The sequence below is a fragment of the Stenotrophomonas sp. ZAC14D1_NAIMI4_1 genome (assembly GCF_003086775.1).
Lineage (GTDB): Bacteria > Pseudomonadota > Gammaproteobacteria > Xanthomonadales > Xanthomonadaceae > Stenotrophomonas.
The window spans coordinates 3,242,014-3,264,246 of the sequence record NZ_CP026001.1 but is presented as its reverse complement, the minus strand read 5'-3'; the positions used below and the strand labels follow the sequence as shown (position 1 = coordinate 3,264,246).

Below are 22,233 nucleotides of genomic sequence, written 5' to 3'. Positions count from 1 at the left end.
CGGGCCTTGTGCAGCGTTGTTTCCTGCACGTTAAGGCAAACGAAATCCGAACGACTCTGTAACACCCTGCTGGCAATCCACCGCCCTGCAACTGGCTGAACCGCTTGCTACCAAGGCGTTTGGAAGTTGGCACGGAAGCTGCTCTGTCCCTGCGCATACGCAACGGGAGAGCGGCATGGACAGCAGCACCACCCATCTCGGTTCCTCGGTCCGGCAGCTGGCGCTGCTGCTGGCCCTGGCCTGCCCGCTGGCGGCCGCCGCCTCCGGTGCACGCCAGGGTGTGAAGCCGCAGCCGGGCGAAATCGTCCTGCTGCGGGATGTGGCCGCACGTCCGGCCTATCGCATGGCGCCGCCCGGCATGGCGTTGATCGCCGACCCCAAACCGCAGCATGAGATCGCCACCGCACTCGGCAGCGGCAGCGGCGGCGGCTCCAGCGGCATGGACGAACTGAGCGATGACGACTATGCCGGGCTCGGCGCGGGCCAGACCGGCCACCTGGCCGCGCCCGGTGGCACCACCGTGGAGCGGGTGACCCACCAGGCACTCGGCGGCACCCTGGGCCGTTCCAGTGACGGCGCGCTCGGCGGCAATGCCCTGGGCGGCGCGATGAGCGGCCCGCTGGGTGCGGTCGGCAATACCACCCGCGGCATCGGCGACACCGTACGCGGCGCGCTGGCACAGTTCCCGCTCGGTGCGGCTGCGCCGCAGGGCGGTGGCAAGTGAAGCGCGCGGCACGTGGCGCGCTGCTGCTGGTGCTGGCGGCTGCGCCGGCCCTGGCCTGGGCCGATGACTACAGCGGCATGCTGTCCTACCTGGACGTGGCCCGCATCGGCGACCGCGCGCTGGCTGGTGCCAGCGGCGCCATCATGGTCAACCAGGCCAGCGGCGACCTGAACATCCAGGCCAACCTGCAGGGCATGGCAACCGGCGACCAGGCCAACGTCGCCATCGCCGCACGCCAGCAGCGCCATGCCGACGTGGTGCTGTCCGGGCCGCTGCAGGCCAGCGCACATATCGAAGGCCAGGCGCTGGAAGGCGCCAGTGGCATCGCATCGATCAACCAGACCAGCGGCATCGCCAACACGACGCTCAACGTCGTCAGCGCGACGCTGGCCCGGCAAGGGATACGCGAGACCGACGACGCGGCTTTGGCGGCGTCGGACATCGCGTCAACAGGGGGGCAGGGCGACACCGGCGACGGTGTTGCGGCGGGTATCCGTAGTGTCGGCGTTTCCGCGTCGGCACTGCGGGGCTTCGACGGTGTCCTGCAACTCAATCAGATCGCGGGAGCCCGCAACGACACGGCCAACGTGCTTGGCCTGGTCGTCCAGGGCAACCCGTGAGCAGTACCCACCACCCGATGTATCACTGATGAGAGAGGGCACCATGAAAGCGACCATCAAGCAGTCTCTGCTCGCCATGGCAATTGCTTCTGCCTCGACCGCTGCCGCGGCCAATGGCTGGGACAACCAGAACGCCAACGCGAACATCAACCACAACCATGTCGTGACCGAGACCCGCAACGACACCCACAACCACACCGACAACGAGGTCCGCAACTGGACCCGTACCAACACCACGGTGCGCAACAACACCGACAGCTCCACCGTGACCCGCAACCGCATGGTCAACGAGCAGGTACAGAAGAACAGCAACATCCAGGCCGACGAGCGCAAGGAAAAGAACAACCACGGCGTCGACGTGAACCTGGAAAAGGACCTGCGCCTGAGCAGTGACGTGAACTTCTCCGGCGATCCGACCATCACCGGCAACATCGACCTGGATTCGGCCGCCATCGCGGTCATCGACAACCGCCAGTCGATCAGCCACAACACCGCCGGCAACAGCCTGCTCACCAACAGCGCCTCGATCGCCGATGACGTCGGTTCCGGTGCGTCCGGCAACCTCGGCTTCAACGTCGCTGCCGGTGACAACAACGCGCAGGACAACGCCGCTTCGCTGTCGGCGGCTGATGCATCCTTCAGCTTCGGCATGGCCGACGCCGAAGTGTTCGTCAACCAGTCCGGCATGGGCAACACCACCGTCAATTACGGCGTCACCAACGCCGCCGGCCTCGGTGGCAATGCCTTCAGCGGCGCGTCGGGCAACATCGGCGTGAACATCGCTTCGGGCAACAACAACGAGCAGAAGAACGCGCTCGCTGCTTCGGTGGCCACCAGTGCGATGGCCCAGTCCAGCATCAGCTCCAACCAGGTCTCCAGCGGCAACGCCGTGAGCAATGCGGGCTTCGTGCAGTCCTACACCGACACCGTGGAAGTGGGCATGAGCGGTGGCGTGGGCGGCCTGACCCTGGCCTATGGCGCGGGCACCTACCGCGGCACCGGCAATGCCTACCAGATGGCCAACTACTATCTGGATACCTGGAGTGGCGATCTGCCGCACCCGGGTGGCAACGCCACCGGCCACATCGATCTGGACAACGAGATCCAGAACGCCACGCCGAACCCGGGCCGTCCGGGCGTCGGTGGCCTGGGCTTCGATACGCGTGAAAGCGGCACCAGCCAGTTCGTCGAGCTGGGCATCGCCGACCTGTACGCCAGCCTGAGCGGCACCGTCACGACCACCCGCTGGGTGAACGTGAATGCGACCAACACCGCGGCGCTGTCGGGCAGTGCGTTCTCGGGCGCCTCCGGCAACATCGGCGTGAACGTCGCCTCGGGCACCGGCAACCTGCAGGCCAACAGTCTGGCCCTGGCCGTGGCACAGCCGAGCACCGGTGGCGGCACCGGCGGCGGCGAGTAACTCCTGGCGTGACCGCTTTCGCAGCCAAGCTGCGTTGAGTGCAACAAGCCCGGCCATCCGCCAATGGCCGGGTTCCCCCGGGAGCCCCTGCTCCTCCTCCCCCTTGGGGCAGGGGCTCCTTCCTTCCGCTGGAGGGCACCATGGCCGCACACCGCTGCTGGATCCGCCTGTTGTCCTGCCTGCTGTTGCTGGGCAGCGCCCATGCGTGGGCAGGCGATATCGCGTTCACGGGCGTACTGCCCAATGGCGCGCTGATGCAGCAGAAGGTGGAAAGCATGCAGGAGCGGCGCTACCGCAACCTGGTGCGGCAACACACCGATTACAGCTGTGGCGCGGCCGCACTGGCCACCATCCTGCGCTACGCCTACCACCTGGACACCACCGAAGCGACGGTGATCGAAGGGATGATGGGCGTGTCCGATCCGCAGCTGGTGAAGGAACGCGGTTTCTCGTTGCTGGACATCAAGCGCTATGTCGAATCACTGGGCATGCGCGGGCGTGGCTACCGCATCGACGAGAACCGGCTGCGCACGTTGCGCGTGCCCGGCCTGGTCCTGATGGACGTGCGCGGGTTCCGCCATTTCGTGGTGCTCAAGCAGGTCCGTGGCGGCATCGTCGAGGTGGCCGATCCGATCCTCGGCAACCGCAGCCTGTCACTGGCTGAATTCAACGAAGCGTGGCCGTCGCGTGCTGTTTTCGTCGTGATCGGCAGCGACTTCGATCGCAATACCGTTCTTCTGCAACCCAGCGAGCGGCCCAGTGCGCGTGCGTTGTACGCGCGGCAGGGCCCGATCACCGATGCCGAACTGGTCGATTTCGGCTTCAGCCACGCCGACCTGTTCTGAAGGAGGCTCGATCATGCTGTGCCAACGTCTGTTGATCGCCACGCTGCTGCTGTTGCCGGTGCTGCCCGCCTGGGCCGCTGAAGGCGCACCAGGACGTGGCCTGAAGGAAATACCCGATCCCGAACTGAACCTGATGCGTGGCCGCTACACCGTAGGCGGCAACAACGTCGCCTGGTTCGGGGTGACGATGATCTCGCAGTGGCAGGGCGCCAACGGCAGCAGCGTGCAGGGCGCGCTGACGCTGGGCATGGACTTCCGCCAGGGCGGTACGCCACGGCTGACGTTCCAGCCGCACGTGCAGGTCACCAACGCCGATGCCCCGCTGCCCACCACGGACAGCCGCAGCATCGACAGCAGCGGCCTGGCCAACGCCACCGGCCTGGTGCAGGCGGTGCAGGTGGCTGGCGATGGCAACACCGCACGCAACGTGACCACCCTGACCGTACGTGACGGCGCAGTGCCGACCACCAGCGACGACGGCACCCGCATCGCGCAGATGCAGCAGGGCGGGGCCAGCGCCACGGCGGTTCTTGATGGCAACCAGGCGCGCCTGATGCTGCAGATCGACGGCCAGGGCCTGGTCCAGCAGTGGATCCGCAATGGCAGCGTCGGCCAGGGCATCGCCCTGTCCGGTGATGGCCAAGTGGCAAGCAACCGGCTGCAGCTTGAGCTGGTGCGCAACACCGTGGCCAGCAACCAGCCGTTGAGCCAGAACGTGGCCCAGGCGATCGCGCTGAACCGCGGCATGGGCCCGGGCCAGTAACACGGCCTGGTCAAGGGGGAAGGACGGACAACGCAGGCCAACGACATGCACACTTATTTGCGGCTTACCCCGCTGGCGCTGGCGGCGCTGGCGGCCAACGCCTTCGCCCAGGAACCGGCGACGGAGGCCAAGGACGGTGCCGACGTACAGGCACTGATTTCCCAGCTGGAACAGCTCAAGGCCAACTACGCACAGGAAGTGCGCCGCCTGCGCGAGCTGGACATGCAGGTGCAGGCCATGCAGGCCCGCCTGAGCGGACGTGCCGGCGGCGCCACGACCCCGGCAGCACCCCTCGCCCCGGCGGCCGCAGCCGCAGCGCCACCCAGCAGCGAGGGGTATGCCAGCACCGCGGCCGAGGCCCAGCAGGCCAAGCAGGAGGCGCGGCGCAGCGTGGATGACGTGAAACAGCAGCAGGCAGCGCTGTTCTCGCGCAGGTTCACCCTGGAAAACAGCCTCACCTACGCGCGCTACGACCGCAAGCAGCTCAGCCTCAACGGCTTCCTGGCCTTGGATGCGATCTTCCTCGGCAATATCGCCATCGAGAACGTCGAATCCGATTCGCTGACCTACAACCTGGCCGCGCGCTGGGGTGTCAGCCCGAACCTGACGTTGAACATGGACGTGCCCTACCTGGCACGGCGCACCGTGTACCAGAAGGGCGGTGCGGGGGGTGCGGCGGCGGCCATCGCGCAGGAAGAGACCAATGGCAACGGCCTGGGTGATATCAGCGCGAGCGCCAACTACCGCCTGTTCGGCGAGCGTGGCTGGCGCCCGGAAACAGTGCTGACCGGCGGCGTCACCGCACCCACCGGCCGCGCGCCCTATGGCCTGGACTGGAAGGTGCTCGAGCGCGATGACGATGACTACATCCGCTTCGCGGTGCCGCGCGAACAACCGACCGGCAACGGCGTATGGCAGGCCAACCTGGGCGTGTCGATGGTGAAGACAGCCGACCCGGCGATCCTGTTCGCCAACGCCGGCTACATCCATTCCTTCCCGCGCGGCTTCGACGATATCGACAGCAACCCGGACACCGTGAATCCCGGCGACGTGAAGCTGGGCGGGTCGGTGTACTTCGGTGCCGGCGTGGCCTTTGCCTTCAACGAGCGCACGAGCCTGAGCATTTCCTTCAGCGACAAGATCAGCGCACGCGCGTCGACGCGGTTCCAGGGCGGGCAGTGGGTGAAGGTGATCGGCAGCGATGCCAATGCAGCGTCGTTGAACCTGGGCGTGACGTATGCGCTGAACCAGCACGCGACGATGGTGACGCTGCTGGGCATCGGCCTGACCCCGGATGCGCCGGACTTCACCCTGTCGTTCAAGGTGCCGTACATGTTGTAGCCGATTGCGGTGATGATGCATCGGTAACGCCGGGCCTGGCCCGGCGTTCTTTCAGTAGAGCCGAGCCATGCTCGGCTGGCTTCCTACCGCTCCGGAGGCAGTTCCAGGCGATGCTTCCGGCACAACCGGTACACCGTCACCCGCGATACCTGCATGTGCCGCGCGCAGGCCGATACGTTGTAGCCATGCATCTTCAGCGTCCGCAGCAGCACATCGCGCTCGACCTGGCCGCGGGCATCCTGCAGCACCGCGCGCGGGGCCGGGGTCTCGGCGTCGGCCATGTCCAGGTCGCTGGCGCTGATCAGTTCGTGTTCGCTGACGATCGCCGCGCGCTGCACCCGGTTCAACAGTTCGCGCACGTTGCCGGGCCAGTCGAAATGGCGCATCGCCAGGCGCGCGCCGGGATCGAAGCCGCGCGCGCGGCCCGGATGGCGGTTGCGGAAGCTGCGCAGGAAATGCTCGGCCAGCAGCAGCACGTCGTTGCCACGGTCGCGCAGCGCCGGCATCGGCAGCCGCAGCACGTTGAGCCGGTAGTACAGGTCGCGGCGGAACCGCCCCTGGGCCACGGCCTGCTCGAGGTCGACATGGGTGGCCGCCAGCACGCGCACGTCCACCCGCAGGGGCTGGTTGCTGCCGACCCGCTCCAGGGTGCCTTCCTGCAGCACCCGCAGCAGGCTGGTCTGGGCATCGGCCGGCAGGTCGCCCACCTCGTCCAGGAACACCGTGCCGCCATCGGCGGTTTCAAACAGGCCCACCCGGCGCTGCGCGGCCCCGGTGAAGGCGCCGCGCTCGTGGCCGAACAGCTCCGACTGCACCAGGCTGGCTGGAATGGCGCCGCAGTTGACCGCCAGGAAGGGCCGGCCGGCACGACCGGACAAGGCGTGCAGGGCCTGCGCCGCCAGCTCCTTGCCGGTGCCGGTTTCGCCGGTGACCAGCACCGGCAGTTCCACCGGGGCGAACTTGTGCAGGGCAGCCCGTACGGCCAACAGCGCCTGGCTGTCGCCGATCAGGGCCGGCAGGCCGCCGCCGTCGCGCATCGATGCCGTGGGCGGATCCTCCTCGCCGCAGTCACGCTGCATCGCCGTCAGCAGGTCCTGCAGTTCGCGGGGCAGGGTGAACTGGTCCTGGCAGGCACGCAGCAGCGGTGCCCAGCTGGGCGGTGGTGCATCCAGGCCTGCCGGCAGCACGGCCAGCCAGGGCAGATGGTGGTGCTGCTCGACCCAGGGCAGCAAGGGCCCCAGCGCCTCTGCATCGAGATGGCGCAGGTCCAGCACGGCCACCAGGTGGTCGCGCCCGCGCAGGCCCACGGCCATGGCGGGCGAGGGGCTGACGCAGCGCAGCTGCCAACCGGCGGCCGCCAGCGCCTCGCGCTCGCCCGCCAGGGGCTGGCCGAACCAGATCACACAGCGTGATGGAACCTGCAGGCTTGCCGCCATGCCTTCCCCCAAGCATCCGGGCAACGCGGGCGGTGTCAGACTGGGCATCGCCGCGTGCCGCCCCACGCCGGGATGCCATGGCCGCATCCAGCGGCCCGTCGCGGCAGGTATCCCGCCGTGACATCAAAGACCAACGCAGGCCGCGCCGGCCAGCGGCCACGCATCGGCGCTGCAGGACAGGCGGGCAACAAAAAAGCCGCTGCAGGGCAGCGGCTTCCGGTGCGGGCGCGGGTGCGGCGGGCTCAGAGCTCGACGCGGCGTGCCTGCATGAACTTGTTGCCCCAGTAGCCGGTCAGCAGGGTGTCGACGCGGACATCCTTGCCGGTGCTCGGTGCGTGCAGGAAGCGGCCTTCGCCGACATAGATGCCGACGTGGTCGACGCGACCCTTGCGGCCGAAGAAGACCAGATCGCCGGCGGCCAGCGCGGCACGGTCGTTGATCAGTTCGGCATTGTTGTCATGGGCCATTTCGCGCGAGACGCGCGGCAGCTCGATGCCCAGGGCCGAGCGGAACACGTAACCGACCAGGCCGCTGCAGTCGAAGCCGCTGTCCGGGTTGCTGCCACCCCAACGGTAGGGGGTGCCCAGCAGGGTCATCGCACGGCGCAGCAGGGACTGCACCTTGCCGTTGTCATCCAGGTTGCCCACCACGGCGCCGGTGGCGACGCTGCTGGTGTCGTAGTTGGCGAGCAGGCGGCTGAGGTCGCCGGCAACCATGGCCGAGCGGTCCATCAGCGGAATGGTGTCGTTGGCGGCCAGATGCGGCAGCAGGGCGGCCAGGGTGGCGCTGGCGGCGGCATCGGCGCGGCTGCGCTGGGGAGCGGCAGCGTCGGCCTTGGCGGCCGGCCGGGCGGTCTCGGCCACGGTGGCCGGGGTCGCGTCGGTCTTGGTGGGGGCACTCTGCGACCAGGCCGGAAGGCTGGTCAGACACAGCGCCAGGCCCAGGAAAAGCGGGCGGACACTACGTGAAGAAGCGGCGGTCTGGCCTTGGCCTTGCAGGTCGTCAGTCGTCACGCGTCGGTCACAGGAAAAAAACGATGGGGCATCATGCCCTGTAAAAGCGTCAATAAGTTAAAAATTCCGTTAATAAAACGTTATTTACGCAGTGATGTCCGTCACAGTTTTGAACATATCGCCTGTTCATTTTAGCGAAGAACGCGTTTCGCTCCTGTGTAGTGGTCTTTCCAGTAGGCGCCGCTGAGCGAGTCCAGGCGAACGGTGCCGCCGGTGCTCGGCGCGTGCACGAAACGGCCTTCGCCGACGTAGATGCCGACATGGGTGACGTTGCCGCGGCTGCCGAAGAACACCAGGTCGCCGGTGGCCAGGCGCTGCGGGTCGATCTTCGGCCCCTGCACGGCGGCCAGGTCGCGCGAGGTGCGCGGCAGCTTCAGGTCGACCATCTCGCGGTACACGTAGGTCACCAGGCCGCTGCAGTCAAAGCCCGAGTCGGGCGTGTTGCCGCCATAGCGGTAGGGCGTGCCGACCAGGCTGATGGCGCGCATCAGTACCGAATTGGCGGCCTCGGGGTTGTCCGGCGTGGTGGCCGGCCAGTGCGCCGACGGCGGCGGCGTGGCGGGGCGGACGGCCTTGCCGCCACCGCAGGCGGCCAGCAGCAGGGGCAGGGCCAGCAGCAGGGCGGGCGCGAGGATCCGGCGCAGGCCGGACGAAACTGGCGTGTTGTGCATGTTCTCCGGATAATGCGCCACCTTGGATTGGCCGTCATGATGGCGGCGTCCCCGCCGGGCGACAACCCGCCCCAACCCGCCTGCCTCCGGCAGATCCAGACAGAGTTGCGCATGAAGATCGAAAAAGACCGCGTTGTCCGCTTCCACTACACCGTCTCCGAGGTCGGCCAGGCGCCGATCGAATCGTCCAAGGACCGCGGTGAGCCGCTGTCGATCCTGATCGGCCACGGCAACATCATCCCGGGCCTGGAAAACGCCATGATGGACAAGGAAGCCGGCGCGACCTTCGACGTCGACGTCACGGCGGCCGATGCCTACGGCGAGCGTCGCGAGGGCCTGTCCCAGCGCGTGCCGAAGAAGCACTTCGGCAACGCCAAGCTGGTCCCGGGCCAGCAGGTCGTGCTGCAGACCAACTTCGGCCCGCGCGCGGTCACCGTGCAGAAGGTCGGCATGAGCGTGGTCGACGTCGACCTGAACCACCCGATGGCCGGCAAGGACCTGCATTTCGACGTCGAGATCGTCGAAGTGCGCGAAGCCGCCAAGGAAGAAATCGACCACGGCCATGTCCATGGCGACGGTGGCCACCAGCACTGATCGCAGCGCGATCGTGAGGGCAGCAACGACCCGCTCCGGCGGGTCGTTGCGTTTCTGGAACACGGCGCGGCCGTCCAAGGCGCGCAGGGCGGCGGCATAATGGCGGACCTGCCTGCCGGATGCCCCGTGAACGCCGCTTCCCTTTCCCTGCAGCCGGTGGCTTCCGGCGAACGCATCGCCGTGCTGGACGTGCTGCGCGGAGTGGCCCTGCTGGGCATCCTGTTGATGAACATCGAGGCCTTCAGCGGACCGCTGGACCTGGCCTTCACCGGCATCGACGCGCGCTGGCACGGGCTGGATTACGTGGCCGACGCCTTCGTCTACATCTTCGTGCAGGGCAAGTTCTTCACCCTGTTCTCGCTGCTGTTCGGTGCCGGCTTCGCGGTCATGGCGCAACGCGCGCAGGCGGCTGGCCGCGAGTTCACTCCGTTCTACCTGCGGCGCAGCCTCGGCCTGGCGCTGATCGGCCTGTGCCATGCGCTGCTGGTGTGGTCCGGCGATATCCTGGTGCTGTACGCGCTGGTGTCGCTGCCGCTGCTTGCCTGCCGCGAAGCGCCGCGCAGCTGGTTGCCGTGGATGGGCATCGTGGTCTACCTGGCCGGCGTGTCGATGATGCTGCTGATCGGCGCGATGGTGACGCTCTCGCCGGCGCAGGACCTGCAGAAAATGGTGGTCGATGCGCAGCAGGCCATCGACCAGCAGCGCCTGGTGTACGGGCAGGGCAGCTGGTTGCAGGGCAATGTGCAGCGCCTGCATGAGTTCGGCTCCTCGCTGGGCGCGCTGGTGATCACCGGGCCGGAAGTGCTGGGCATGTTCCTGATCGGCAGCTGGTTTGCCGGCAGCGGGGCGCTGGCCGAACCGGACCGCTTCCCCCGCCTGTATGCCGGCCTGCGCTGGGTCGCGCTGCCGCTGGGCCTGCTGGTCACGCTTGCCGGGGTGCTGTGGAAGCCCTACCTCGCGCCGGGCCAGTACACCCTGGAAACCACGGCGGTGATGTCGCTGGTGTCGGTCGGTGCGGTGCCGATGTGCCTGGGCTACCTGGCCTGGATCGTGCACTGGCGCGCGCGGCTCGGCTGGCTGGCACCGGCAGGGCGCATGGCGCTGACCCATTATCTGGCGCAGTCGCTGGCCTGCACCTGGCTGTTCAACCATTACGGGCTGGGCGGGTTCGACCTGATGCCGCGCGCCTGGCAGGTGGTGTTCGCGCTGCTGCTGTTCGCACTGCAGGTGGGCATCTCGCACTGGTGGCTGCGGCGCTTCCGCTTCGGCCCGATGGAATGGCTGTGGCGCGCGATGACCTACCGGCAGTGGCCGCCCATGCGCCGCGAGGTCGCGCAGGGCTGATTCCCGCCTGTGCCGCTCACGTTGCGCTGCATGTTCCCCATGGCATGCTCGGCCACGGCAGCGGCACCCTCCACGCAGGGCGTGGATCCATGATTCTCCCTTCTTCAGAGCGATCCCGATGAGCACTGCATCCTTTGACTATGACCTGATCGTCCTTGGCGGCGGTTCTGCCGGCCTGGCCGGCGCCATCCGGGCTGCCCAGCATGGCAAGCGCGTGGCGCTGCTGGAACCCGGCGCGCTGGGCGGTACCTGCGTCAATGTCGGCTGCGTGCCGAAGAAGGCCATGTGGCTGGCGGCCGACCTGCACGAGCGCATCGGCCTGGCCAGTGCGATGGGCTTCGATGTGCCGGCGCGCCCGGCGCTGTCGTGGAAGGAACTGGTGATCCATCGCCAGGCCTACATCAGCAACATCCACACCAGCTACAACAAGCGCCTGGACGAAACCGGCGTGGTGCGCATCCCCGCGCGCGGCCACCTGGTCGATGCGCACACCGTGGCGTGCAGCGATGGCGTGCGCTACAGCGCCGAGCACATCCTCATCGCCACCGGTGCACACCCGCAGCGGCCAGACATTCCCGGCGCGGCGCTGGGCCTGGTGTCCGATGATTTCTTCGACCTGCGCAGCGCACCGGCCGAGGTGGCGATCATCGGCGGCGGCTACATCGCGGTGGAGCTGGCCGGGCTGCTGCAGGCACTGGGCAGCCGGGTCAGCCTGCTGGTGCGGGGTGCGCGCCTGCTGGAACGCTTCGATTACGAACTGACCGACCAGCTGGCCGAGAACCTGAAGCAGCAGGGCGTGCGCATCCACTTCGATTACCGCCTGCGTGAGCTGCAGCGCGAGGGTGAGCGCGTGCGTGCCTTCGGCCATGATGGCCCGCTGGACAGCGTGTTCGATGCGGTGTTCTTCGCGACCGGGCGCCGCGGCAACAGCCGCGATCTTGGCCTGGAAGCGCTGGGCATCGGCATCGGCGAGCACCAGCAGGTGGAAGTGGATGAGTGGCAGACCACGGCGGTGCCCAGCGTGCATGCCGTGGGTGACATTGCCGGCAAGGTTGGCCTGACCCCGGTGGCGGTGGCTGCGGCAAGGCGCCTGATGGACCGCCTGTTCGGTGGTCGCCCGAGCGCGAAGATGGATTACAGCAACGTGGCCAGCGTGGTGTTCTCGCACCCGCCGCTGGGCGCGGTAGGCATGAGCGAGGAACAGGCGCGCGCCTGTTTCGACCAGGTGACGGTCTACCACAGCCGATTCCGGCCGATGCTGCAGGCGCTGGCCAACGGTACCCAGCGCAGCCTGTTCAAGATGGTCTGCGCCGGTGCCGACGAACGCGTGGTGGGCATCCACCTGCTGGGTGAAGCGGCCGACGAGATCCTGCAGGGCTTCGCGGTGGCGGTGAAGATGGGCGCAACCAAGGCCCAGTTCGACGACACCGTGGCCATCCACCCGACCTCGGCCGAGGAAGTCGTGCTGATGCGCTGACCCGCGGTTGTTGTAGAGCCGAGCCCATGCTCGGCTTTCTGCACCTTGGCACCGCGAAGCCGAGCATCGGCTCGGCTCTACAGGGCATCAGATGCGTGCATGCGACAATGCGCGTCCCCACATACCTCCGTGGCCGCACCCCGTGCGGCCTGCCGCCGTCCTGATGTCCAGTCCTTCCCCCCGCATCGCCACTGCTTCCCCGCGCATTGCCCTGGGTGGCATCGGCCTGGCTGCGGTCGGTGCCATCGCGGCGTCCGGCAAGGCCATCATCGTCAAGCTCGGCCTGCGCCATGGCGTGGATGCCACCACGCTGCTGGCCCTGCGCATGCTGATGGCGCTGCCGCTGTTCGTGCTGATGGCCCTGTGGTCGGCACGCCGTACCGAACCGCTGTCCTGGGCCGACCGGGCGCGCGTGCTGTGGCTGGGCTTCACCGGCTACTACCTGTCCAGCCTGCTCGATTTCCAGGGCCTGCAGTACATCAGCGTGACCCTGGAACGGCTGATCCTGTACTTGAACCCGACCCTGGTGCTGCTGATCAACGTCCTGCTGGCGCGGCAGCGTCCGGGCCGCTGGCAGGTGGCAGCGCTGGCGCTGAGCTACCTGGGCGTGCTGCTGGCCTTCGGCCATGACCTGCAGCGCGAGGGCGGGCAGATCATCGTTGGCAGCCTGCTGGTGCTGGGCAGCGCGCTCAGCTACGCGCTGTACCTGTTCGGCAGTGGCCAGGTGGTCGCGCGCATCGGTGCGGTGCGGCTGACCGCCTATGCCAGCTGCGTGGCCAGCGTGCTGGTGCTGCTGCATTTCGCCATCACCCATCCGCTGCCGCTGCTGTGGCAGGCACCTGCGGCGGTGCAATGGCTGTCGCTGGTCAACGCTACGGTATGCACCGTGCTGCCGGTGCTGGCCATCATGCTGGCCGTGCAGCGCGTCGGCTCGTCGCTGGCCGCGCAGGTGGGTATGCTGGGCCCGGTTTCCACCATCGTGATGAGTCTATGGCTGCTCGACGAGCCGATGGGGCCGGCGCAGATCGCCGGCACCGTGCTGGTGCTGATCGGCGTACTGCTGGTGACCCGCCTGCGGCGCTGACGCCGGAACAGGCGCGTGACCGCATCCTGGCGGTGATCCGCGCGATCCCGCCAGGGCAGGTGCTGGGCTACGGCCAGGTGGCCATGCGCGCGGGGCTGCCCGGCCGCGCACGGCTCACCGCGCGCATCCTGGGCCAGAACGAAGACCCCGGCCTGCCGTGGCACCGCGTGCTGCGCTCGGACGGGCGCATTGCCATGGCCGAAGGCTCGGCGGGCTGGCGCGAGCAGTCGCAGCGCCTGCGTGCCGAAGGCGTGGTGGTCGAGAACGGCCGGGTGCGGATGCCGGCCATCGACCCGGCTGCGGCGCTGGATGCCGCGATCTGGGGCCCGGGCTGATCGCTGCCGGCCACTGAACGGAGCGGGCGGGGCAGTCGCCACGCTGTCGTGATGCTGCGGCTATGATGGAGGCCGTTCCATGCCGGTATTCCCATGTTCCCGCGACTGCCCACCGTCACCAAGGCCCTGCTGATCGCCAACGCGATCCTGTTCCTGCTGCAGCAGCCGTTCCTGCTCGGCATGCAGACCTTCGAGCCCTTCATGCTGCAGCCCTGGCAGCAGGGCTTCGATGCGTTTTCCCCGGGCGGCAACTTCCAGCCCTGGCAGCTGCTGACCTACGGTTTCCTGCACGGCAGCTTCGGCCACCTGTTCTTCAACATGCTGGCGGTGTTCATGTTCGGCGCGCCGCTGGAGCAGACCTGGGGCGAGAAGCGCTTCCTGCTGTACTACCTGGTGTGCGTGGCCGGTGCTGGTGTCTGCCAGTTGCTGGTGGGTACGCTGCTGGAGAACCCGGCCACGGTGCTGGGCGCATCCGGCGGTGTGTTCGGCCTGCTGCTGGCCTACGGCATGCTGTTCCCGAACCAGCGCGTGATGCTGCTGTTCCCGCCCATTCCGATGAAGGCACGCACGTTCGTGATCCTGTTCGGCGTGGGTGAACTGGTGCTGGGCATGACCGGCTGGCAGCCGGGCGTCGCGCATTTCGCACATCTGGGCGGCATGCTGTTCGGCTGGTTGCTGATCCGTTACTGGCGCGGGCAGTCGCCGTTCAACAAGCGCCGCCCGCCCGGCCCACCGAAGCGCCCGAACCATCTGCGCAGCGTGAAGTGAGGCGCAGCGCGCCTCGCTTCACGCGGGTAGGTGCCGACCGTTGGTCGGCACGCTCTGGATCGGATCATTTGACGCTGTAGGTGTTTGTGGGTGCCGACCGTTGGTCGGCACGCCTTCACAAATCCTGCAACACCACCTGCGCCGCATTGTGCCCCGGTGCTCCGGTCACGCCGCCGCCGGGATGGGTGCCCGAGCCACACAGGTACAGCCCCGGCAGCGCTCCGCGATAGCCCGCCTGGCCGACCATCGGCCGCGCTGAGAACAGCTGGTTGGCGCTGAGCGCACCGTGGAAGATGTCGCCGCCGATCAGGCCGAAGGTGCGTTCCAGGTCCAGCGGTGACAGCACCTGCCGGCCGAGCACGCTGGCCGCGAAGCCCGGCGCGTGCTGCTCGACCGTGGCGATCACCAGGTCGGCCACTTCGTCGCGATGATCATCCCAGTGCCGCCCGCCGGGCAGCACCGGCGCGACGTGCTGGCAGAACAGGCTGGCCACATGCTGCCCGGGCGGCGCCAGCGAATCGTCCAGCGTGCTGGGAATCAGCATCTCCACGATCGGTTCGCGCGACCAACCGTCGCGGCGTGCATCCAGCCAGGCGCGGTCCATGTACTCCAGGCTGGGCGCCATGATGATGCCGGCGCTGAGGTGATCGCCGTGGCCGGGCAGGGCGCGGAAATCCGGCAGCCGCGACAGTGCGACGTTCATCCGGAACGTGCCCGAGCCGCAGCGCCACTGCGCCATCCGCTCGCGCGTCGCCTGCGGTACCTCTGCCGGTTCCAGCAACCGCTCGTAGAGCAGCTTGGGATTGACGTTGGCGATCACCGTGCGTGCGCGCAGGCTTTCGCCGTTGTCCAGTTCCACGCCGGCCGCACGGCCCTGCTCGACCAGAACGCGCCGCACACCGGCATCCACGCGCAGTTCGGCGCCGGCGTCGCGCGCCGAGGCGGCAATGGCCTGGCTGATCGCGCCCATGCCACCGATCGCGTGGCCCCAGGCACCTTTCACGCCATTGCACTGGCCGAACACGTGGTGCAGCAGCACATACGCACTGCCCGGCGTGTACGGGCTGGCGAAATTGCCGACGATGCCATCGAAGCCAAACAGCGCCTTGATCGGTTCGCTCTCGAACCAGCGGTCCAGATACTCGGCGGCCGACAGCGTGAACAGGTCCAGCAGCTCCTGCCGCAGCGAGGCGTCCAGCGTGGCCAGTTCGCGGCCGAGGCGCCCCATCTGCCAGAGCGCGGGCAGGGCGCGCCATCCGCCGGCCACGCCCAGGTCGGGTGGCGCACGCAGTGCCCATGCGCGCAGCACGTCGGCGAAGATCTCCAGCCGCGCTTCGTACTCGGGAAGCCGCTGTGCATCGCGCGCGGAGAACTTCGCGACCTCTGCCTGGGTGCGGCCCGGTGCGGACAGCAGGTAGCGGCCATCGTCCAGCGGCAGGAAGTTGTTGGCCGGCCGGTTGATGATGCGCAGGCCATGGGCATGCAGCTGCAGGTCATCGATCACCTTCGGCTGCAGCAGCGACACGGTGTAGGACGCCACCGAATTGCGGAAGCCGGGATGGAACTCCTCGGTAACCGCCGCTCCGCCCAGTACGTTGCGGCGCTCCAGCACCAGCACCTTCTTTCCCGCTCGCGCCAGATAGGCCGCACACACCAGCCCGTTGTGGCCGCCGCCGACGATGATGGCATCCCACTGGCTCATGCCTGGGCGATCGCCGCTTCGATGGTGGCGATGTCGATCTTCTTCATCGGCATCATCGCGTTGAAGGCGCGCTTGGCCAGCGCCTTGTCCGTGCTGGTCACCGCCTCGATCAGCATGCGCGGGCTGATCTGCCAGGACACGCCCCAGCGATCCTTGCACCAGCCGCAGTCGCTTTCCTGGCCGCCGTTGCCGACGATGGCATTCCACAGGCGATCGGTTTCGGCCTGGTCGGTGGTCTGGATCTGGAACGAGAACGCTTCGTTGTGCTTGAAGGTCGGCCCGCCATTGAGGCCGACGCAGGCCACGCCACAGACGGTGAACTCGACGGTGAGCACGGCGCCTTCCTGGCCGGCCGGGTAGTCCCCGGGGGCGTGGTGGACGGCGGTCACCGCGCTGTCGGGGAAGGTGTTGGCGTAGAAGGTGGCGGCCTCCAGCGCGTCCTTGTCGTACCACACGCAGATGATGTTCCTGATGGCCATGAGCGGCTCCGCACCGGGCGAAGGCGCAGCGATAGCACGGGCGGTGTTAATGCCGGATCGTGCTGCACTGCAGGACCGCGCTACCATCCTGCGGGAGAGCAGTTCCCTCCATGGCAGCACGACAAGGACGATGCGTGAAGATCCTGATCCTGGGCGGATATGGTGTATTTGGAGGGCGCCTGGTGCAGTTGCTGGCGGATCTGCCGCAACTGGAGCTGCTGGTGGCCGGGCGCACCCTGGCGGCGGCCGAGGCGTTCTGCCTGGCGTACCGCGGCCAATCCACGCTGCGGCCCTTGCGGGTGGACCGGCAGCAGCTGGTGCCGACGTTGCAGGCCGAACGGCCCGACCTGGTGGTCGATGCATCCGGCCCCTTCCAGGATTACGGCCGCCAGCGCTATGCGGCCATCGAAGCCTGCATCGCCGCCGGCATCGATTACCTGGACTTTGCCGACGCGGCAGATTTCGTTTCGGGTGTCCCGCAGTTCGACGCGCAGGCGCGGGCGGCCGGCGTCTACGTGCTGTCCGGGGTCAGCAGCTTCCCGGTGCTGACCGCTGCGGTGCTGCGGGTGATGGCCACGCGCATGGACATCCTCAGCGTGGAAGGCGGCATCGCGCCGTCACCGTATGCGGGCATCGGCCTGAACGTGATGCGCGCGGTGGTGGGCTATGCCGGCGCGCCGGTGAAGCTGCGCCGTGGTGGGCGCGACAGCCACGGCGTGGGCCTGGCCGAGAGCCGCCGCTTCACCGTCGCGGTGCCGGGCCGGATACCGCTGCGCAACCTGCATTTCTCGCTGGTGGACGTGCCCGACCTGCAGGTGCTGCCGCCGGAACACCCGACGCTCACCGATATCTGGATCGGCGCCGGCCCGGTGCCGGAAGTCCTGCACCGCATCCTCAACGTGTTGGCCAAGGCCCGCCAGCACCTGCGCCTGCCATCGCTGGAACCGTGCTCGCAGCTGTTCTACACCGTGCTGAACCTGATGAAGTTCGGCGAGCATCGCGGCGGCATGATCGTGCGCGCGGTCGGTGTGCGTGATGGTGCGCCGGTACGCCAGAGCTGGCACCTGCTGGCCGAGGCCGATGATGGTCCCTACATTCCATCGATGGTCATCGAAGCGCTGATCCGCAAGCAGCTCCTCGGCGAGCGGCCAGCGCCCGGTGCGCGCCCCGCGACGCACGCGCTGGAGCTGGCCGACTACGATCGATTGTTTGCCGGCCGCACCATCCATACCGGCTTCCGCCACGACATGCCCGGCGCCAGCCTGTACCAGCGCGTGCTGGGGGACGCCTATGCGCGGCTGCCAGCGGCCGTGCAGGCGCTGCATGCGCCGGGTGCGGCGCGGCGCTGGCAGGGCAGGGCGCAGGTGCAGCGCGGCCGAGGCCTGCTGTCGCGTCTGCTGGGCACGCTGTTTGGTTTTCCGGCGGCGGGCGAGCAGGTGCCGGTCAGCGTTGAGTTCACGCCGGAAGCCGGTGGCGAGCGCTGGACGCGTACGTTTGCCGGCCGCCGTTTTTCCTCGCTGCAGACCGAAGGGCGCGGCCGCAACGATGCGCTGCTGGTCGAGCGTTTCGGTGCGGTGTCGGTGGCCCTGGCCGTCGTGGTCGAGGGCGGCCAGCTGCAACTGGTACCGCGCCGCTGGTCGCTGCTCGGCATTCCGCTGCCACGCGCGCTGCTGCCGGGTGAGAACAGCTTCGAGTCGGAAGTGGACGGGCGTTTCGTGTTCGATGTCGAGATCGGTGCGCCGCTGGTCGGACGCATCGTGCACTACCGGGGAACGCTGGAACCAGGGTGATGGGCACTGATGCAGGCCTGCATCGGGCGTGTCGCAATCGGAACCAAGCGCTGTCGCTTCCTGCTTTGGCCGTCGCGCTTGTGCTGTGCTGGCGTGACGCATGCCGCCCGTCATGGATCGGTTTGGGCATGGCCCTGATCGTGTCCACGGTTCGCTGTTTCTCCAGGGTTTTCAATCGCATGGCGTGAGCTCCGGTGCGCGCGGGGGCATGCGGTGTGGCGCATCCAACCCGGTTTACCGAGGGGCGAGGCACTGACTCGCAGGGTTTCGCTGTGCGTATATCTCCCCTTCGTTCCCCGCGAACAGCGGCTCTCCCTCCGCACGGTGGTGGCCTGGCCCTGATCGCTGTCGGGCCGTTTTTTCGCAGTCCCGCCTGTATGGGGCTACGGCGCCCTTCTTGTCGCTGTATTTCTTCCCCGAAACAGCGATGAAACCGAAAGCATTAACTCAGTAAATCTTTCGAATATCCCGGATTCGCGGCACGGATCCTCTCGAATATCGCCGTCGATAAGCGGGCAAATATGCCCGCAAAAGTCTCAGTTGAATGGAATGTAAACAATTGTTTTCTTTTGTATCAAGAAAAAATCAATTAAATCAACAAGATAAAATATTTGCTATCAACCCTTGCAAGTTAAACTTTTATGAAATTAATATTCTATTCAGCTGCTACGAAGGTGAAGCACTGATGCAGCGAGTCTGAAAAACGAGTGTGTCTTTTCACGGAACAAGGAATTTTCATGACCTATAGCAAGACGGCCATCCGGCTGAAGCGCACGGCACTTGCCGCTGTCCTGACCTCCTTCATCGGCGCCGCCGCGGCGCAGAGCACCACCGGTTCCCTGTATGGCAACGCCCCGGCCGCCGCAGGCGCCACGGTCGTCGTACAGAGCGACTCGGGCCTCAAGCGCAGCGCGAACGTCGATGCAAACGGCCGCTACAACCTGGGTTCACTGCCGGTGGGCCGGTACTCCATCACCCTCGAGCGTGACGGGCAGGTGGTAGAGCAACGCGACAACGTGCTGCTGAAGGTCGGCGTAGGCACGGAAGTCTCCTTTGGCCAGTCCGCCAGCGGCGGTGCCACCAACCTCGACGCAGTGAACGTCACTGCCGCCAACATCCCGAAGATCGACGTGACCAACACTGTCTCCAAGTCGGTCATCACCTCCGAACAGCTCGATGTCCTGCCGCTGGGCCGCAGCGCCGAAGCGATCGCCCTGCTCGCGCCAGGCGTCGTCGCCGGCAGTGGCGAGTTCTCCAATGGTTCGCGCTCGGTGCTGTCGTTCGGCGGCTCCAGTGTCACCGAGAACGCGTACTACCTGAACGGCTTCAACGCGACCAATCCGCTCAATGCAATGGGCGGTGTCAGCCTGCCGTATGGCTCGATCGACCAGCAGGAAACCTTCATGGGTGGCTACGGCGCCGGCTACGGCCGTTCCACCGGCGGCGTGATCAACCAGCTCGGCAAGCGCGGTACCAATGAATGGAAGTTCGGCTTCCAGACCACCTGGTCGCCCGATTCGCTGGCCGAATCGCCGCGCGACATCTACTACCCCAACCACACCGCGCCGCCGGGTCTCGAACTCGAAGATCCTACCGGCACGGTCGCCGGCTCCCTGTACCGTTCGCGCAAGGGCGACACGGCGACCCGCACCACCTACAGCGGCTATGTCAGCGGCCCGCTGATCGAGGATCGCCTGTTCATCCACCTCGCCGCCGAGAAGGATCGCAACGAGGGCGTGTCCACCAGTGCTGCCGAAGCCGCACAGCAGATCCGCAGCCACTACACCACCGACACGCCGAAGTTCTACGGCAAGATCGACTGGAACATCAACGACAACAACACGCTGGAATACACCCGGCTGCAGAACACGGACCGCTACGGCAGCTACTACCGTGATTTCGACTACGACACGATGAGCGAGGGCGAGCGCACCGGTACCTTCGCCAACACGACCAAGCTCAAGGACGAGTTCGACATCTTCAAGTACACCGGGTACCTGACCGATGACCTGACCCTGAGCGCGGTGTGGGGCCGCAGCAAGGAAACCAACCTGGAATCCAATCCGAAGGATTCGGCCAACCCCTACATCAGCGGCCCGACCAGCCAGGATCCGTCGATCACCGGTGGTACGCCGATCCGCAACGACCAGACCGCGCTGTACACCAAGTCGCTGGATGCCGGCAGCAAGACCCGCGGCCTGCGCGTGGACCTGCAGTACCGCATCGGCAGCCATGAGCTGACCGCCGGTATCGACAACATGACCTACCAGGCCCACAACGAAGGGCAGGCGATGACCGGCCCGGGTTACGCCTGGATCTATTCGCGCATCGCACCGGGTTCGTCGCCGGCGCCGGCGTTCGACGTTGCCGCGCCGGGTGGTGATGGCTACTACGTCTACAAGTACATCTTCTCCACCACCACCAGCATGTCGGTGGAACAGAAGGCCTACTACCTGGAAGACCGCTGGCAGGTCAGCCCGAACTGGCTGCTGACCCTGGGCCTGCGCAACGACAAGTTCACCAACTACAACAGCTCGGCCATTGCCTACGTTGAAAGTGGTGACCAGTGGGCCCCGCGCCTGGGCGCCAGCTGGGATGTCTTTGGCGATTCGTCGTTGAAGGTGTTCGCCAACCTCGGCCGGTACTATCTGGCCCTGCCCAACAGCGTGGCCATCCGTGGCGCATCGGCGTCGACCTATACCAGTGAGTACTTCACCTACGGTGGCATCGATGCCAACGGCAACCCGACCGACCTGACCGCACTGGGCCCGGGCCCGGTATCGACCAACAACGAGTACGGCGTTGCGCCCGATCCGTTGTCGGTTGCGCCGACCGACCTGAAGTCGCAGTACCAGGATGAGTTCATCATGGGCTTCGAAAAGACCCTGGGTTCGTCCTGGAACACGGGTGCGAAGTTCACCTACCGTCGCCTGCAGACCGCCATCGACGATACCTGCGACTCCGACCAGATCTACGCAAAGCTCGATGCGATGGGCGTTGATACGGACGGCCTGGAAGTGCCGGGCTGCGTGATCTTCAACCCGGGCAAGACCAATACCTTCATGGTCAAGCACAGCGATGGCTCGGGTTACACGCCGGTGCAGATGAGCTCGTCGGACTGGGGCTACAACGGCAACAAGGCCAAGCGCAGCTACGTTGCAGTCGATCTGTTCATCGAGCATCCGCTGAGTGACAAGTGGTACGGCCGCCTGGATTACACCTGGTCGCGCAGCTACGGCAACACCGAAGGCCAGGTCAAGTCGGACATCGGCCAGGATGAAGCGGCCAAGACCCAGGACTGGGATTCCTACTACCTGATGGAGTACGCCGGTGGCTACCTCGCCAACGACCGTCGCCACCAGCTGAAGGGCTACGGCGCGTACCAGTTCAACGATGAGTGGACGGCGTCGGCCACCCTGCGCGTCACCTCGGGCATGCCGAAGAGCTGCCTCGGCTATTACGGCGCAGATGGCAGCGATCCGATCGGCTATCGGTCGTCGTACCACTACTGCAACGGCGAGCCGTCGCGCCCGGGTGATGCCGGCCGCCAGCCGTGGACCTACCGCTTGGACCTGGGCGTGATGTACCGCCCGGCCTTTGCCGACCACAAGCTGGCGTTCGGCCTGGACGTGTTCAACGTGCTCAACCAGCGCCGCGCGGTCCAGTCCGATCCGACGTATGAATCGGGCCAGCACACGGTCTCCAATACCTACGGTATCGGCACCTTCTACACCGCACCGCGTTCGGTGCGCCTGAGTGCGTCCTACGATTTCTGATGTAAAACCCGCTCTCTTTCAGTAGGACGTTTGACCCCGGCATCTGCCGGG

Annotated in this window: 19 protein-coding genes; 14 read left to right on the top strand and 5 right to left on the bottom strand. The window is 67.0% G+C overall.

Features of this window, described 5'->3' with window-relative positions:
* The first annotated feature begins 175 nt into the window (after positions 1 to 175).
* The 6 genes from C1927_RS15065 (at position 176) to C1927_RS15040 (ending at position 5,713) form a co-directional block, all read left to right on the top strand.
* Positions 176 to 724, top strand: coding sequence for a hypothetical protein (locus C1927_RS15065; protein ID WP_108747121.1), 549 nt, complete (start codon positions 176 to 178; stop codon positions 722 to 724).
* Positions 721 to 1,344, top strand: a complete 624-nt coding sequence (locus C1927_RS15060) for a hypothetical protein (protein WP_108747120.1) — start codon at positions 721 to 723, stop codon at positions 1,342 to 1,344. Before C1927_RS15065 ends, C1927_RS15060 begins: the two co-directional genes overlap by 4 nt.
* A gap of 43 nt (positions 1,345 to 1,387) precedes the next feature.
* Positions 1,388 to 2,764, top strand: coding sequence for an adhesin (locus C1927_RS15055; protein ID WP_079222668.1), 1,377 nt, complete (start codon positions 1,388 to 1,390; stop codon positions 2,762 to 2,764).
* Positions 2,765 to 2,904: 140 nt separating this feature from the next.
* Positions 2,905 to 3,609 carry a C39 family peptidase gene (locus C1927_RS15050; protein ID WP_079222667.1) on the top strand — a complete coding sequence of 235 codons (705 nt, stop codon included), beginning with the start codon at positions 2,905 to 2,907 and terminating at the stop codon, positions 3,607 to 3,609.
* Between the two features lie 13 nt (positions 3,610 to 3,622).
* Positions 3,623 to 4,372 carry a hypothetical protein gene (locus tag C1927_RS15045; protein WP_079222666.1) on the top strand — a complete coding sequence of 250 codons (750 nt, stop codon included), beginning with the start codon at positions 3,623 to 3,625 and terminating at the stop codon, positions 4,370 to 4,372.
* A gap of 45 nt (positions 4,373 to 4,417) precedes the next feature.
* Positions 4,418 to 5,713 (top strand): transporter, encoded by a 1,296-nt coding sequence (locus C1927_RS15040; protein ID WP_079222665.1) that lies wholly within the window; start codon positions 4,418 to 4,420, stop codon positions 5,711 to 5,713.
* A gap of 83 nt (positions 5,714 to 5,796) precedes the next feature.
* Here C1927_RS15040 and C1927_RS15035 read toward each other — a convergent pair whose 3' ends face one another.
* From C1927_RS15035 to C1927_RS15025, 3 genes are all read right to left on the bottom strand, one after another.
* On the bottom strand, positions 5,797 to 7,149 hold the full coding sequence (locus C1927_RS15035; protein ID WP_079222664.1) for a sigma-54 dependent transcriptional regulator: 1,353 nt from the start codon (positions 7,147 to 7,149) through the stop codon (positions 5,797 to 5,799).
* Between the two features lie 242 nt (positions 7,150 to 7,391).
* A complete protein-coding gene (locus tag C1927_RS15030) occupies positions 7,392 to 8,093 on the bottom strand; it encodes a C40 family peptidase (RefSeq protein ID WP_237772104.1) in 702 nt (233 codons plus the stop codon).
* 200 nt (positions 8,094 to 8,293) lie between these two features.
* Positions 8,294 to 8,833 carry a C40 family peptidase gene (locus C1927_RS15025; protein ID WP_079222662.1) on the bottom strand — a complete coding sequence of 180 codons (540 nt, stop codon included), beginning with the start codon at positions 8,831 to 8,833 and terminating at the stop codon, positions 8,294 to 8,296.
* A 111-nt stretch (positions 8,834 to 8,944) separates the two neighbouring features.
* Between C1927_RS15025 and C1927_RS15020 the strand changes: the two genes are divergently transcribed.
* The 6 genes from C1927_RS15020 to C1927_RS14995 all read left to right on the top strand — a co-directional run bounded on the left by C1927_RS15020 (position 8,945) and on the right by C1927_RS14995 (position 14,435).
* A complete protein-coding gene (locus tag C1927_RS15020) occupies positions 8,945 to 9,427 on the top strand; it encodes a peptidylprolyl isomerase (RefSeq protein ID WP_079222661.1) in 483 nt (160 codons plus the stop codon).
* Between the two features lie 99 nt (positions 9,428 to 9,526).
* On the top strand, positions 9,527 to 10,771 hold the full coding sequence (locus C1927_RS15015; protein WP_079222660.1) for a DUF418 domain-containing protein: 1,245 nt from the start codon (positions 9,527 to 9,529) through the stop codon (positions 10,769 to 10,771).
* 118 nt (positions 10,772 to 10,889) lie between these two features.
* Positions 10,890 to 12,248 (top strand): glutathione-disulfide reductase, encoded by a 1,359-nt coding sequence (gorA, locus tag C1927_RS15010; RefSeq protein ID WP_079222659.1) that lies wholly within the window; start codon positions 10,890 to 10,892, stop codon positions 12,246 to 12,248.
* A gap of 163 nt (positions 12,249 to 12,411) precedes the next feature.
* The gene (locus C1927_RS15005; protein ID WP_108747860.1) at positions 12,412 to 13,332 is read left to right on the top strand and encodes a DMT family transporter; all 921 of its coding nucleotides are present in this window, start codon (positions 12,412 to 12,414) and stop codon (positions 13,330 to 13,332) included.
* Complete coding sequence (locus C1927_RS15000) at positions 13,329 to 13,667, top strand: MGMT family protein (RefSeq protein WP_234458311.1); 339 nt, start codon at positions 13,329 to 13,331, stop codon at positions 13,665 to 13,667. The genes C1927_RS15005 and C1927_RS15000 overlap by 4 nt, the downstream gene beginning before the upstream one ends.
* A gap of 93 nt (positions 13,668 to 13,760) precedes the next feature.
* Positions 13,761 to 14,435: a rhomboid family intramembrane serine protease gene (locus C1927_RS14995; protein WP_108747119.1), complete on the top strand. Its 675-nt coding sequence runs from the start codon at positions 13,761 to 13,763 to the stop codon at positions 14,433 to 14,435.
* 115 nt (positions 14,436 to 14,550) lie between these two features.
* Here C1927_RS14995 and C1927_RS14990 read toward each other — a convergent pair whose 3' ends face one another.
* Positions 14,551 to 16,137 carry an NAD(P)/FAD-dependent oxidoreductase gene (locus tag C1927_RS14990; protein ID WP_108747118.1) on the bottom strand — a complete coding sequence of 529 codons (1,587 nt, stop codon included), beginning with the start codon at positions 16,135 to 16,137 and terminating at the stop codon, positions 14,551 to 14,553.
* Positions 16,134 to 16,616, bottom strand: a complete 483-nt coding sequence (locus C1927_RS14985; RefSeq protein ID WP_079222656.1) for a VOC family protein — start codon at positions 16,614 to 16,616, stop codon at positions 16,134 to 16,136. Before C1927_RS14985 ends, C1927_RS14990 begins: the two co-directional genes overlap by 4 nt.
* A gap of 134 nt (positions 16,617 to 16,750) precedes the next feature.
* On the opposite strand from C1927_RS14985, the gene C1927_RS14980 reads away from it, so the two are divergent.
* Entirely contained in the window at positions 16,751 to 18,406 is a 1,656-nt protein-coding gene (locus C1927_RS14980; protein ID WP_108747117.1) for an SDR family oxidoreductase, read from the top strand.
* A 737-nt stretch (positions 18,407 to 19,143) separates the two neighbouring features.
* Positions 19,144 to 22,182 (top strand): TonB-dependent receptor, encoded by a 3,039-nt coding sequence (locus C1927_RS14975; protein ID WP_108747116.1) that lies wholly within the window; start codon positions 19,144 to 19,146, stop codon positions 22,180 to 22,182.
* Positions 22,183 to 22,233: the final 51 nt, after the last annotated feature.

What these genes read in the sequence shown, in the direction of transcription:
- C1927_RS15065 (WP_108747121.1), top strand. Translation starts at nt 176, where the DNA reads ATGGACAGCAGCACCACCCATCTCGGTTCCTCGGTCCGGCAGCTGGCG.
- C1927_RS15055 (WP_079222668.1), top strand. Translation starts at nt 1,388, where the DNA reads ATGAAAGCGACCATCAAGCAGTCTCTGCTCGCCATGGCAATTGCTTCT.
- C1927_RS15050 (WP_079222667.1), top strand. Translation starts at nt 2,905, where the DNA reads ATGGCCGCACACCGCTGCTGGATCCGCCTGTTGTCCTGCCTGCTGTTG.
- C1927_RS15045 (WP_079222666.1), top strand. Translation starts at nt 3,623, where the DNA reads ATGCTGTGCCAACGTCTGTTGATCGCCACGCTGCTGCTGTTGCCGGTG.
- C1927_RS15040 (WP_079222665.1), top strand. Translation starts at nt 4,418, where the DNA reads ATGCACACTTATTTGCGGCTTACCCCGCTGGCGCTGGCGGCGCTGGCG.
- C1927_RS15035 (WP_079222664.1), bottom strand. Translation starts at nt 7,149, where the DNA reads ATGGCGGCAAGCCTGCAGGTTCCATCACGCTGTGTGATCTGGTTCGGC.
- C1927_RS15025 (WP_079222662.1), bottom strand. Translation starts at nt 8,833, where the DNA reads ATGCACAACACGCCAGTTTCGTCCGGCCTGCGCCGGATCCTCGCGCCC.
- C1927_RS15020 (WP_079222661.1), top strand. Translation starts at nt 8,945, where the DNA reads ATGAAGATCGAAAAAGACCGCGTTGTCCGCTTCCACTACACCGTCTCC.
- C1927_RS15015 (WP_079222660.1), top strand. Translation starts at nt 9,527, where the DNA reads ATGGCGGACCTGCCTGCCGGATGCCCCGTGAACGCCGCTTCCCTTTCC.
- gorA (WP_079222659.1), top strand. Translation starts at nt 10,890, where the DNA reads ATGAGCACTGCATCCTTTGACTATGACCTGATCGTCCTTGGCGGCGGT.
- C1927_RS15005 (WP_108747860.1), top strand. Translation starts at nt 12,412, where the DNA reads ATGTCCAGTCCTTCCCCCCGCATCGCCACTGCTTCCCCGCGCATTGCC.
- C1927_RS14995 (WP_108747119.1), top strand. Translation starts at nt 13,761, where the DNA reads ATGTTCCCGCGACTGCCCACCGTCACCAAGGCCCTGCTGATCGCCAAC.
- C1927_RS14990 (WP_108747118.1), bottom strand. Translation starts at nt 16,137, where the DNA reads ATGAGCCAGTGGGATGCCATCATCGTCGGCGGCGGCCACAACGGGCTG.
- C1927_RS14985 (WP_079222656.1), bottom strand. Translation starts at nt 16,616, where the DNA reads ATGGCCATCAGGAACATCATCTGCGTGTGGTACGACAAGGACGCGCTG.
- C1927_RS14975 (WP_108747116.1), top strand. Translation starts at nt 19,144, where the DNA reads ATGACCTATAGCAAGACGGCCATCCGGCTGAAGCGCACGGCACTTGCC.